This window comes from Micromonospora sp. DT233, from assembly GCF_049841815.1.
Lineage (GTDB): Bacteria > Actinomycetota > Actinomycetes > Mycobacteriales > Micromonosporaceae > Micromonospora.
In genome coordinates this window covers 57297-69392 of the sequence record NZ_JBNCLB010000011.1, presented here as the reverse complement: position 1 = coordinate 69392, position 12096 = coordinate 57297, and the positions used below count along the sequence as shown (strand labels likewise).

13 protein-coding genes are annotated in these 12096 nt (G+C 74.5%); 11 read left to right on the top strand and 2 right to left on the bottom strand.

Annotated features, from left to right (window positions below; genetic code table 11):
* Positions 1-63 precede the first annotated feature (63 nt).
* From ACLQ2V_RS21565 to ACLQ2V_RS21520, 10 genes are all read left to right on the top strand, one after another.
* The gene (locus ACLQ2V_RS21565) at positions 64-816 is read left to right on the top strand and encodes a TenA family transcriptional regulator (protein WP_425720352.1); all 753 of its coding nucleotides are present in this window, start codon (positions 64-66) and stop codon (positions 814-816) included.
* The gene (locus tag ACLQ2V_RS21560) at positions 813-1766 is read left to right on the top strand and encodes an aminotransferase class IV (RefSeq protein ID WP_425720351.1); all 954 of its coding nucleotides are present in this window, start codon (positions 813-815) and stop codon (positions 1764-1766) included. Before ACLQ2V_RS21565 ends, ACLQ2V_RS21560 begins: the two co-directional genes overlap by 4 nt.
* Positions 1763-3139 carry a hypothetical protein gene (locus ACLQ2V_RS21555; protein ID WP_425720350.1) on the top strand — a complete coding sequence of 459 codons (1377 nt, stop codon included), beginning with the start codon at positions 1763-1765 and terminating at the stop codon, positions 3137-3139. The genes ACLQ2V_RS21560 and ACLQ2V_RS21555 overlap by 4 nt, the downstream gene beginning before the upstream one ends.
* Positions 3136-3813 carry an RraA family protein gene (locus tag ACLQ2V_RS21550; protein ID WP_425720349.1) on the top strand — a complete coding sequence of 226 codons (678 nt, stop codon included), beginning with the start codon at positions 3136-3138 and terminating at the stop codon, positions 3811-3813. The genes ACLQ2V_RS21555 and ACLQ2V_RS21550 overlap by 4 nt, the downstream gene beginning before the upstream one ends.
* The gene (locus ACLQ2V_RS21545) at positions 3810-4427 is read left to right on the top strand and encodes a nitroreductase family protein (RefSeq protein WP_425720348.1); all 618 of its coding nucleotides are present in this window, start codon (positions 3810-3812) and stop codon (positions 4425-4427) included. Before ACLQ2V_RS21550 ends, ACLQ2V_RS21545 begins: the two co-directional genes overlap by 4 nt.
* The gene (locus ACLQ2V_RS21540) at positions 4424-5707 is read left to right on the top strand and encodes an MFS transporter (RefSeq protein ID WP_425720347.1); all 1284 of its coding nucleotides are present in this window, start codon (positions 4424-4426) and stop codon (positions 5705-5707) included. Before ACLQ2V_RS21545 ends, ACLQ2V_RS21540 begins: the two co-directional genes overlap by 4 nt.
* Positions 5704-6810: a succinyl-diaminopimelate desuccinylase gene (gene dapE, locus ACLQ2V_RS21535; RefSeq protein WP_425720346.1), complete on the top strand. Its 1107-nt coding sequence runs from the start codon at positions 5704-5706 to the stop codon at positions 6808-6810. Before ACLQ2V_RS21540 ends, dapE begins: the two co-directional genes overlap by 4 nt.
* Positions 6811-6834: 24 nt before the next feature.
* On the top strand, positions 6835-8229 hold the full coding sequence (locus ACLQ2V_RS21530; protein WP_425720345.1) for a hypothetical protein: 1395 nt from the start codon (positions 6835-6837) through the stop codon (positions 8227-8229).
* A gap of 75 nt (positions 8230-8304) precedes the next feature.
* A complete protein-coding gene (locus ACLQ2V_RS21525; RefSeq protein WP_425720344.1) occupies positions 8305-9540 on the top strand; it encodes an ATP-grasp domain-containing protein in 1236 nt (411 codons plus the stop codon).
* A 96-nt stretch (positions 9541-9636) separates the two neighbouring features.
* Complete coding sequence (locus ACLQ2V_RS21520) at positions 9637-10029, top strand: hypothetical protein (RefSeq protein ID WP_425720343.1); 393 nt, start codon at positions 9637-9639, stop codon at positions 10027-10029.
* A gap of 269 nt (positions 10030-10298) precedes the next feature.
* Here ACLQ2V_RS21520 and ACLQ2V_RS21515 read toward each other — a convergent pair whose 3' ends face one another.
* The gene (locus ACLQ2V_RS21515; protein ID WP_425720342.1) at positions 10299-10529 is read right to left on the bottom strand and encodes a DUF2188 domain-containing protein; all 231 of its coding nucleotides are present in this window, start codon (positions 10527-10529) and stop codon (positions 10299-10301) included.
* 244 nt (positions 10530-10773) lie between these two features.
* Between ACLQ2V_RS21515 and ACLQ2V_RS21510 the strand changes: the two genes are divergently transcribed.
* The gene (locus tag ACLQ2V_RS21510) at positions 10774-11229 is read left to right on the top strand and encodes a DUF4383 domain-containing protein (RefSeq protein WP_425720341.1); all 456 of its coding nucleotides are present in this window, start codon (positions 10774-10776) and stop codon (positions 11227-11229) included.
* A 96-nt stretch (positions 11230-11325) separates the two neighbouring features.
* On the opposite strand, the gene ACLQ2V_RS21505 is transcribed toward ACLQ2V_RS21510, so the two are convergent.
* On the bottom strand, positions 11326-12087 hold the full coding sequence (locus ACLQ2V_RS21505; protein ID WP_425720417.1) for an aminotransferase class IV: 762 nt from the start codon (positions 12085-12087) through the stop codon (positions 11326-11328).
* Between the last annotated feature and the right edge of the window lie 9 nt (positions 12088-12096).

Below are 12096 nucleotides of genomic sequence, written 5' to 3'. Positions count from 1 at the left end.
GTCGGCACCCGCCGCGCGCCCCTGCGAGCCCGTGCGTCCAGCCGAGATGGAGGGGGAGTCCCCATGACCGACTTCGTAGCCGAGCTCGACCGGATGATCGGTGAGCGGAAGAAGATGACCAGCGAGCTGTACCAGACGATCCTCGCCGGCAAGGCGACGGACCGCCTGCTGCAGGGCTTCGTCCAGCACCGCTGGCCGATCAAGAGCTTCTGGACCCGCAACATCCTGGGCATCGCCTCCCGCATCGAGGACTACCGCCTGCGGGTGCTGCTGGTGGAGAACATCTACGAGGAGGAGACCGGGAAGCTGTCGAACTCCGGCCGCCACCTCGACACCTTCGCCGCGTTCGGCGCGGCGGTCGGCGTGAGCGCCGAGGCGCTGGCGAACCCGCCGCTGGCCCCGGAGACCGCCGCGGTCATCGAGCACAACGTCCGGGTCTGCAACGGCGCGGCGCACTTCACCGAGGGGGTCGCCTCCGTGCTGCTGCTGATGGAGGGCCAGCCGCCGATCACCAACGACAACGGCAAGAGCATGCTGTCGGTGATGCGCGACGTCTACGGGCTGCCGCCGGAGGGCTACGAGTTCTTCGTCCACCACGCCTCGGCCGACGCGGGCGACGACGCGGTCAGCGAGCTGGAGGACGAGCACGCCGCGGCGGCCCGCGAGCTGCTGCGCCGCTACTGCGACACCCCGCAGTTGCAGCAGAACGCCATCGCCGCGCTGGCCAACGCGCTGGAGCTGCGGCACCGCCACTTCGACATGATCCTGCGCACGTCGTACGACCCGGCGGAGCCCGTGTTCCGCCGCGCTGCGTGAAGGCCTCGTCGGCCAACGGTCAGGCCGGGTCCTGGCCGTTGGCGCACCACCGGGGCGCGCTGGTGCCCAAACAGCAGGCCACCCTGCCGATGGGCAGCATCGCCCTGCGCTACGGGGTGTCGGTGTTCGAGGGGATCCGGCTCTACCGCCAGGACTCCGGCGGGGTCGTGCCCTGGCTGCTGGGGCCGCACCTCGACCGGCTGCGCAACTCCTGCCGCCTGATGGGGCTCGACCCGCTCTGCTGCGACGAGGTCCCGTCGATCATCGACGAGCTCGTGGCGGCGCAGGAGATCGACGCGGACGGCTACGTGCGGGTCGCGGTCAGCGCGGCCAACGTCGGCGGCATCGACGAGGAGGCCGAGACGGCGCTGACCGTCACCATCGCCCCCTCCGGGCGCAAGCGCTGGCTGGCCCGGGGCGAGGGCATCCGGTTGGGCGTCAGCGCGTGGCAGCGCCCCTCGGACGCGGTCTTCCCGAACGCGGCGAAGAACATCTCCGCGTACGCGGGCCCGCGCCTGGCCCTGGCCGAGGCGAAGCGGGCGGGCTTCGACTCGTGCGTGCTGCGTACGGCCGAGGGGCTGATCAGCGAGGCGCCGACCGCCACGGTCTTCCTGGTCGAGGAGGGCACCCGGATCATCACCCCGCGCCTCGACGACCACGTGCTGCCCGGCGTGACGCGGGCATGGGTGCTGGCCACCGCGCGGGCGCTGGGCTACCAGGCGGTCTCCGACGCGGTGACCGAGCAGCGACTGGCGGCCGCCGAGGAGGTGGTGCTCTGCGGCACCGGGCTGGAGTTCGGCCCGGTGCGTTCGGTGGCCGGGCGGGAGCTCTCCGGGTGGCCGGTCTTCCCGGTCACCACCGCCCTGGTGGACGCCTACTTCGACCAGGTGCGCGGGCGTGCCCCGGCCACGGCCGTGGACTGGGCGTCGGCCTCCGGGCGGGCGCGTTGAGCGGGTCCGGACTGATCGACTGGCCGGCCGCCCTGCTCCTCGCCCACGCCACGGTGCACGAAGCGGCGCGGACCGAGCGGGCGGTGCGGGCGGCGCTGGAGACCGCCCCGGTGTTCCGCAACAAGGACTTCCCGCTCTCCCCGGTGCCGGTGCTGATCCGCCACGACCGGGCCGAGGCGATCGCGCCGCTGCTCACCCGGTACGTCGAGCTGCTCGGCAAGGTCGGCGCGCTGTGGCGGGCGCGGGCGGACGTGCGGGCGTTCTACGCGCTCGACCCGGCGGCCGACCGGCTGATCGACGCCGACCGTTCGCTCGGTGACGCCCCCTGGGTGTGCCGCCTCGACGGCTACCTGGAGGCGGGCACCGAGCGGCTGCGGGTGTTGGAGAACAACGCGGACTCGCCGGCCGGCACGCTCTTCACCGCCCGGGTCAACGCCACCGTCGCGGCCGTGGTCCGGGACCTCTCCGCCGAGCAACTGCGCCCGACCGGGCTGACGTACACCGGCGAGGACCGCTTCCTCGACGGGCTGCGGGCGGCGGCCCGCTCGGCGGCGGCCCGCGAGCCGGGCCGGTGCGCGGAGCCGGGCCGCATCGCCGTGCTCCAGCCGACGGGCGGGGCCAACCGGGAGAGCGTCGAGCTGGTGGAGCGGATGCGGGCCGTCGGCGTCGACGCGTTCCTGGCCGACCCGCGCGCCATCGAGGTCGACGGCGGGCGGGCCCGGTTCGACGGCCGACCGGCCGACCTGTGCTGGAACAAGGTCAACACCGTCTCGTGGGTGGGATACTGCGCCGACCCGGACTTCGTGGCGCGGTGGGAGCGGGCGGTCCGGGACACCGCGCTGGTGCACGTCAACCCGTTCGTCGCCCGGTACGTCGCGGAGAACAAGCTGACCCTGGCCTTCGTCCAGCAGCCGGAGTTCGCCGACCTCTTCACCCCCGCCGAGCGGGCCCTGGTGGCGCGGCTGCTGCCGTGGGCCCGCAAGCTCACCCCGGACGCGGTCGACGACGACGGCGCCCCGCTGGCGCAGCGGCTGCTGGCCGACCCGCGCGAGTTCGTGCTCAAGCAGGCGTACGACATCCGGGGCGACGGGGTCACCATCGGCCACGACTGCCCGCCGGGGCGGTGGCGGGAGGCGGTGGCCGCCGCGCTGCGCGACGGCCACGTGGTGCAGCGGCGAGTGGTGCCGACCAGCTACCCGGTCGTGACGCCGGGCGAGGGGCGGGTCGACGCCCTGCCGATCAGCCTGGACACCTACCTGCTGGGCGGGCGGGTCGCGGGCTTCGGCGCGAAGGCCAGCCGCAACTCGAAGATCAACATTTTTCAGGGAGGCCAGAAGTTGGCTGTTCACGTCGTCGCGGGCGGCGCCCGATGAACGCCCTCGGTGCGGCCCTGGCCGCGCACGGCACGGCCGCGGTCAGCGACGCGCTCGACCTCGCCGGGGTGTCGAGCACCCTGTGGGGGGTGCGGCGGTTCTCCGGCACGGGGCTGGTCGTGGGCCCCGCCTTCACCGTGCGGTTCGAGCCGGTCGCCGACGGCGTGCGGGCCCCGGCGGCGGACTACATCGACGACGTGCCCCCCGGCGCGGTCGTGGTGATCGCCAACGAGGGCCGGCACTGCACCGTCTGGGGTGACATCCTCGCCGAGGTCGCCGTCGCCCGAGGGCTCGCCGGCACGGTCGTCGACGGCTACTTCCGCGACGTCGACGGCATCCGCGAGCTGGGCTATCCGATGTGGGCGCGGGGGGCCTTCATGCGCTCCGGCAAGAACCGGGTCCGGATGGCCGCCGCGCAGGAACCGGTGACCGTCGGCGCCGACGGCGACCGGATCACCGTGCGCCCCGGCGACCTGGTCGCCGCCGACGGCAGCGGGGTGGTCGTCGTACCCGAGGCCCTGGTCGACGACGTGGTCGCCAGCGTGACCCGGGTCGCGGCGATGGAGCAGCGGGTGCTCGCCGACGTCCGGGCGGGCACGCCGCTGCGCCAGGCGCGGGCCACCCACGGCTACCACGAGGTGGCGCGGCGGCCGGCGGCCGGCAGGCCGTCGTGACCGCCCTGGCCGGCCTGCTGCGCACCCGCCGCAGCGGCGGGCGGATCACCGACGCCGCCCCGAGCGACGCCGAACTCGGCGACCTGCTGGCCCTGGCGATGAACGCCCCGGACCACGCCGCCCTGCGGCCGTGGCGGCTGGTCCTGCTGCGCGGCGCGGCCCGCGACCGGCTCGGCGCGGCGCTGGCCGCCGCGCAGGGCGCGACCGGGCCCGAGCGGGACCGGGCCGCCGCCAAGCCGCGCCGCGCGCCGCTGCTGGTCGGGATCGTGCTGCGGGCCCGGCCGCACCCCAAGGTGCCCGAGTGGGAGCAACTCGCCGCCGCCACGGCCGTGGTCACCCACTTGGGGCTGCTGCTGCACGAGGCGGGCTGGTCGTCGATCTGGCGGACCGGGCCGCTGCTCGACGCCCCGCCGGTGCGCGCGGCGATGGACGTCGCGGCGGGGGAGCGGCTGCTCGGCTGGCTCTACGTGGGCCGGCCGGATCCGGGCGCGCCGCGCGGCGACCGGCCGCCGGCCGACCCCCGCCCGCACCTGACCGTCCTCGCCGCCGAGACCGCCGAGACCGCCGAGACCACCGAGGCCGCCGAGGCAGCCGGGCCGGTGCCCGGGTGGTGAGCGAGGTGTCCCGCGCCGACCCGCTCGGGGTGGCCGAGAAACCCCGGCTGGGCCCGGAGTTCGGCAGGTTTTGGACGGCCACGGCCTGCTCGGGCGTCGGCGACGGGATCTCGCTGGCCGCCGCGCCGCTGATGGCCAGCCACCTCACCGACGACCCCCGGCTGATCGCGGGCGTCACCATGGCGCTGACCCTGCCGTACGTCGTCTTCGGCATCCCCGCGGGCGTCCTCGTCGACCGGCTCGACCGCCGCCGCTCGATGGTGGTCATCGACGTGGTCCGGTTCGGGGCGATGGCGGGCTTCGCCGTGACCGTCTTCCTCGGCCACGCCCACCTCGGCGTGCTCTACCTCTGCTTCTTCGTCATCGGCCTGGGCGAGACCTGGTTCCGCAACGCCGCGCAGGCGCTGGTGCCCGCGATCGTGGCCCGCGACCGGCTCATGCACGCCAACGGCCGGCTGGTGGCCACCCAGAGCGCCACCACCCAGTTCATCGGGCCGCTGGCCGGTGCCGGGCTCTTCGCGCTGGCCCCGGTGCTGCCGTTCGGCGTCGACGCAATCACCTTCGGAGTCTCGGCCGTGCTGCTGAGCCGGCTGCGGCTGACCGGCCGGCAGCAGCCCGTGGCGGCCCGCCCGGCCGGCGGCGGCCTCACCGCCCGGCTGCTGGCCGACATGACCACCGGGGCGCGTTGGCTGTGGCGTCACCACCTGCTGCGTACCCTCGCCCTGATGGCCGGGGCGCTGAACTTCGTCTCGGCCGGCGCGCTGGCCGTCCTGGTGGTGTACGCCCACCGCAGCCTCGGCCTCGGCGACCTCGGCTACGGCCTGCTGCTGGCCGCCGAGGCCGCCGGCGCGGTCCTCGCCGCCCCGGTGGCCCCCGCGCTGGTGCGGCGCATCGGCCGCGACCACGCCCTGGTGATCGTCGCCGCCTCGCATGCCGTGGCCAGCCTCATGCTCTGGCTGGCCCCGACCTGGCCGATGGCGGTCGTCGCGTTCTTCGTCGCCGCCTGCGGCTCGGTCACCTGGGACGTGGTGGTGGTCGCGCTGCGGCAGACCCTCATCCCCGACGAGTTGCAGGGGCGGGTCAACAGCGTCTACCGGCTGGTCGCCTGGGGCGCGATCCCGCTGGGCGCGGCGGCGGCGGGCCTGGTCTCGCACCGCTACGGTCCGCCGGCCGTCTACGGTTTCGGCGCGGCGATCATGGCACTGATCATGCTGCGGATGCTGGCCGGCGCGCGAAGCCGCTGGCTGACCCGGGCCCTGGAGACGGAGGTGGGGCGGTGAGCGCGACGTCCACGGCGGCGGTGGTCCGGGCCGACACGGTCTTCGACCTGACGGCGGCGCTGGTCGCGGTGGGGTCGGTCAGCGGCAACGAGGCCGGGCTGGCCGATCTCGTCGCGGCCCGGCTGGCCGCGCGGGCGGAACACCTGCGGGTGACCCGCGTCGGCCACAACCTGGTGGCCCGGACCGCGCACGGCCGCCCCACCCGGGTCATGCTCGCCGGCCACCTCGACACCGTGCCCGGGGCGCCGCCCACCGGGTCGCCGGCGCGCGGCGACGTGATCGAGGGGCTGGGCGCCGTGGACATGAAGGGCGGGGTGGCGGTCATGCTGATGCTGGCCGAGTCCGCCCGCGACCCGGCGCACGACCTCACCTTCGTCTTCTACGACAAGGAGGAGGTCGGCTCGCACCAGAGCGGGATGCGGGTGCTCTTCGACGAGCACCGCGAGCTGGTGACGGCCGACGCCGCCGTGCTGCTGGAGCCCACCGACGGCCGGCTGGAGGCCGGCTGCCAGGGCAACCTCGTCGTCGAGTTCACCTTCGCCGGGGCGCGGGCGCACACCGCCCGGCCGTGGCGGGGGAGCAACGCCGTGCACCGGGCGGCCCCCGCGCTGGCCCGGTTCGTCGCGTTCACCCCGCCGCCGGTGCAGATCGACGGGCTGGTCTACCGGCAGTCCGCGTCGGTGGTCGCCGTCACCGCGGGGGTGCAGGGCAACGTCGTGCCGGACCGCTGCGCCGTACGGGTCAACTACCGGCACGCGGCCCAGCTGAGCACGCAGGCCGCGATCGAGGAGCTGACCGCCCTGGCGCCGGAGGCCGACGAGGTGCGCGTCCTGCTCACCTCGCCGCCCGCCGCGCCGGCGCTCACCCACCCGATCCTGGGCGCGCTGCGCCGCACCGGCGGGCTCGACGTACGCCCCAAGCTCGGCTGGACCGACGTCGGCCGCTTCGCCGCCCACGGGATCCCCGCCGTCAACTTCGGGCCCGGCGACTCCGAGTTGGCGCACACGCCGCACGAGGTGGTCGGCCGGGACGCGCTGACGCACTGCCTCGACGTGCTGCGCGCCTTCGTCGACGGCGCCGACCGCACGGCCGTTCCCATCTGACGTCCACGACTGGAGCCCTCGACCATGGCAACCCACGCAGCCGCTCCCACGGGCCGCGGCCTGACCGCCGGTTACCTCGCGCACCTCGCCCGGCTGGGGGTCGACCCGGCGGCCCTGGCGCAGCGCGCGGTCGCCTCGCCCCGGCTCGCGGTGGCCTACCGGGACCGGTTCCTGCCCTGCCCGGTGTTCCTGGAGCCGGGGGAGGCCCGCCAGCTCGGCGCGGACCTGCTGCTGACGCACGACCTGCTCACCGACCTGCCGCGACGGCTCTTCGCCGGCGACCGGGCCGCGTTCGGGCGGGCGCTGGGGCTCAGCGAGCCGCAGATCGAGCTGGTGCAGCGGGCCCCGGACGGGCCGCCGACGGCGCTGGCCCGCTCCGACCTGTACCGGGCGGAGGAGGGCTTCAAGCTGCTGGAGCTGAACATCACCTCGGCGCTGGGCGGGTTCGAGAACGCCGACATCAACCGGGCGATGCTCGCCCACCCGGCGCTGGCCGGGTACGTCGCGCAGCGCGGGCTGACCTTCCACGACACGTTCCGCACGATCGCCGAGACCGTGCGGTACGAGCTGGGCGACCGGGCGGCGGGCCGGCGGCCGGTGATCGCCCTGGCCGACTGGCCGGAGAGCTACCGGTCGTACGCCCCCCGGCTGGGGGTGATGGCCGGGCTCTTCGACGAGTTCGAGATGGACGCGATCCCGTGCCACGTCGGTGAGATCGAGGAGAAGGACGGCGCGCTGACCGTGCACGGCCGGGTGCTGGACCTGGTCTACCGCTTCTTCCTGCTGGAGGAGATCGTCACCCCGGCGGACCTGGCCCTGGTGGAGCCGGTGCTGGCGGCGGCGCAGCGTGGCACGGTGGTGCTCTGCTCCCGGATCGACGCCGAGCTGTACGGGAACAAGGGCGCGCTGGCGATGCTCTCCGACGACCGCGACGCCGACCTGTTCACCGACCGGGAACGGCAGACCCTGCGCCGGTTGTTGCCCTGGACCCGGTACGTGCGGGCGCGCTCGACCGGGCCCGAGGGCGAGCCCGTGGACGTCGTCGCCTACGCCACGGCCCACCAGCGCGACCTCATCCTCAAGCCGATCATGCTGCACGGCGGTTCCGGGATCGTGCCGGGCTGGCGGGTCGACGCCGCCGAGTGGGCGGCGCGGCTGGCGCAGGCCATGGACGGCCCCTGGGTCCTGCAGCAGCGGGTCCGCCCGGCGCCCGAGCCCTTCCCGGTCGTCGGCGGCGAGGGCTACCAGGACCTCTACCTCAACTGGGGGGTGTTCGTCGGCGATCCGAGGGCGATCGGCGGCGACGGCTACGCCGGGTGCATCGTGCGGGGGACGGTGGACGCCCAGGTCGGCGTGGTGAGCATGGGCGCGGGGGCCCTGGTCGGCTGCTGTTTCCACCCCGGCGGCGGCGACGGCTGACCCGGGCCACGGTGGGTGGACCGACGAGGCCCGGGGCGGCCGGGGACGGCCGAACGGGCAGGAGATGGGGGAAGCGTGCCGATCATCGCCATTGTGGACGGCTACTCCACCGGCGGCGCGTTGAGCCGGGCGCTGTGCGAGCGCGGGGTCACCTGCGTGCACGTGCGCAGCAAGGAGGTCTTCGCCGACTACTTCCTCAAGGCGTTCCGCCCCGACGACTACGCGGTCGATCTCGGTTTCGTCGCCGACCGGGCGGAGCTGGTGCGGCGGTTGCGCGCGATCGGGGTCGACCAGGTCCTCGCCGGCACCGAGTCGGGGGTGACCCTCGCCGACACCCTCAACCACCTGCTCGGCACGCCCGGCAACGAGATCGCGACGGTCGCGGCGCGCCGGGACAAGTCGGCGATGGCGCAGACCGTACGCGCCGCCGGGCTGGCCGCGCCCATCGGCCGCGCCTTCGCCTCGGTGGAGGAGGCCGCGGCCTGGTACGCCGCCATCGGCGGGCCCGCGGTCGTCAAGCCGTTGGACAGTGCGGGCACCGACAACGTGCACTTCTGCCGGGACGTCGCGCAGCTCCGGGCGGCCTGCGCGCAGGTGCTCGCCGGGCGGACCGTGTACGGCGTGCCCAACCGGCGCGTCCTGGTCCAGGAGCGGCTGGTGGGCACCGAGTTCTACGTCAACAGCGTGTCGCACGGCGGGTCGCACCGCATCGCCGAGATCTGGCGGTACGCCAAGCGGCCCGGCCCCGCCGACGCCCCGATCTACGACTACGAGGAGCCGGTCGACCCCGGCTCACCCCTGGCCGCGACCATCCGCGACTTCGTCTTCGCCGTGCTCGACGCCCTCGGCGTGCGCGCGTCGGCCGCGCACACCGAGCTGATGCTCACCGCCGCCGGGCCGGTGCTGATCGAGACCGGGGCGCGCCTCGGCGGGTCGACCCTGCCCGACGTGGTGGCGAAGCTCTCCGGTGTCTCGCAGACCCTGTTGCAGGTCCAGTGCCTGGTCGAGCCGGCCTTCTTCGCCGACTTCGACGACCGGGCGCCGCGCTGGTCCGCCGCCGTACGCAACGTCTCCCTGATCAACCCGGCCCCGGTCGCCGCGCAGTCGCCGCACTGGTCGGCCCGGTTGTCGGAGTTGCCGACGGTGGTGGCGGTGGCGGCGACCGGCGCGCCGGGCGCGCCGCTGGCGCAGACCGTCGACCTGGTCACTGCGCCGGGCTTCGTCTACCTGGCCGCCGAGGACCCGGCGGAGGTCGAGCGGGACTACCGGACGCTGCGCCGGTGGGAGCGGGACGGCCTGTACGGCAACTGACAGCCGCCCGGTACTTTTGTCATGATTTTCACCCATTGGTGGGTGTTGTCGCTAGACTGGGTCGGCCGATCCGCCGCCCCCGAGAGGATGACCCCGATGAGCGTTCGGGCAGTTCGTGGCGCGCTCACCGTCGCCCTGCTGGCCGCCGCCGGCCTCACCGTCGCCGGCTCGCCGGCCCAGGCGGCCCAGGCGGACATCGTCGTCTACTCGGCCACCGCCGTGACCGCCGACGAGCTCCAGGTCAACGGCGCGGTGACCTGCACCGGCTCGACCGGCGCCGCGCACGTCACGGTCTTCGCCACCCAGGTCATGCCCTTCTCGTTCGGCTCGGCGTCCCTCGACGTGCCCTGCACGGGCGGCCTGGCCTACTGGGAGGTCGACGTCTACAGCGGCTTCGGCTGGCAGTCCTGGCACGACGTCTCGGTGAACGCGCACATGACCGACGACGACGCGGGCACCGACAGCTTCTCCGGCCTCTTCTACGCCTAGCCCGCCCGCCGGCCTGACGTGGGGATGCCTCGGCGGTGAGTGGCAGGGCGAAAGATCTTGGTAGTTTCAGGCCCCTCCAGGGGCCATTTCGTACCATGATCTTCCCTGCGGTCGTCGCCCTCGACCACGCTGCAAGCCATGCGGATAGCGGTCGCCTCGGCAGCCACCGTGCGCACGACGACGCCTGCCCGACGATCCCGGCCCGGCGTCGCGTGGGACGCCGGAGCGGGGTCGCCGGGCAGGCGGGACGATAGCGACCGAGGCGCCGGTCAGCCCGGGATCTCGCGCGGGTCGCGGCTGCGCGGGTACGTGTTCTTCTCGGTGATCGTGCCGTCGGTCTTCTTGATCACGTGCTCGACGCCCCGCTCCTTGGCCATCTCCCGCCCCGGCTCCTGCGCCTCGCCCTTGGTCTCGTGCGTGCTGCTGGCCCGCTGGTTGCCCTCCGGGCGGTTCTTCCACTGCCCGTCCTCGTAGTACGTCTCGATGTCGCCCTTCGGCATGGTCACCCTCCTGGCTGGATCGATGTGCTGGATCGATGTGCTGGGTCGTTGTGCTGGATCGTTGTCGTCCTCCGGTACGTGCCCCGCGACCGTCGCCCGCTAAACCCCGGTGCCGGCGGGCTGCGCGCCCGAGGTGCGGAGAGACCGCTGCGAGCCGCTGCGAATCGACTGGTTTCGACCGCGACGACCGGGGCACCTCGTTCACACGATGCTCCGGTGAGCAGGTTTTCTGGGAGGTAGACAAATGGTCAACAGGACCGGATCCGGTGCCGCGACGGCCGCTCGGCACCCCGTGCGCACGGCGGCGCTGGCCGTCGGCGTGGTCTTCCTGCTGGTCGGCGTGCTCGGGTTCATCCCGGGCATCACCAGCGACTACGACACCATGACGTTCGCCGGTCACGAGTCCGAGGCGAAGCTGCTCGGGCTCTTCCAGGTGTCCATCCTGCACAACCTGGTCCACGTCGTCTTCGGCATCGCGGGCATCGCACTGGCCCGCTCCGTCTCCGGCGCGCGGGCGTACCTCGTCGGTGGCGGCGCCGTCTACCTGGTGCTGTGGCTCTACGGCCTGGTCGTCGACCACGACAGCGGCGCCAACTTCGTGCCCCTCAACGGCGCCGACAACTGGCTGCACCTGTTCCTCGGCATCGGCATGATCGCGCTCGGGCTGGCGCTCACCCGCCGTCCCGCCGACCGCCGCTGACCTGCGGCACCTTCCGCCGACGACGCCGCGACCGGACCGGTCGCGGCGTCGCCGTGTGTCGGGCTCCCGCACACCCCGACCGGCTCCCTGCCCGGCTCACAGGGGTTCGGGGACGATCCGGGCGTACCGCTCGCGCAGCCGGGCCAGGACCGGGTGGTCGACGTCGAAGCTGGTGCCGTCGACGGCGGCGATGGGGCGGATGCCGCCGGCGGCGTTGGTGGCGAAGGCGACGGTCATCGCGGGAAGGTCGGCGAGCCGCACGGGTTCGGTGCGCTGCGGGCCGGGGTGGCCGGTGGCGAGCAGCCGCCTGGTGATGCCGGGCAGCGCGTCGCCCGCCGGCCAGACGACGGTGTCGTGCCGGATGAACCCGATGTTCCAGGTGGGGCCCTCGGTGACCAGCCCGGCGGCGCTGACGAAGAGGGCGTCGTCGTACCCGGCGAGTTGGGCGCGGCGGCGTTCGTGCAGCGCGCCGAAGAGCCCGGTGTGCTTGATGGCGGGCGCGTCCCGCGCGTACCCGGTGGAGCGCACCCGCAGCGGCGGCTGCGGCTGCGCGGTGGGGGCGCGGGTGGTGACCACGACGCGCGGGCGGGCGGGCGCGGCGAGGTGGGTCAGCGCGAGGTCGGGGTCGGTGACGGTGACCCGGACGGTCAGCGGCCCCTCGGCGGCGGCGGTGGCGGCGCGCAGGCACTCCCGCACGTGGGCGGGGCGCAGGTCGGCCGAGAAGACGGTGGCGCAGTCGGCGACCAGCCGGCGCAGGTGCAGGCCGAGGCCTCGGACCGCCCGCCGCTCGACCCGCATCGTGGTGAAGTGGCCGTAGGCCGTCGGCGCCGGGCCGTCGAGCGCGCTCATGCGGGTCAGTCTGCCACC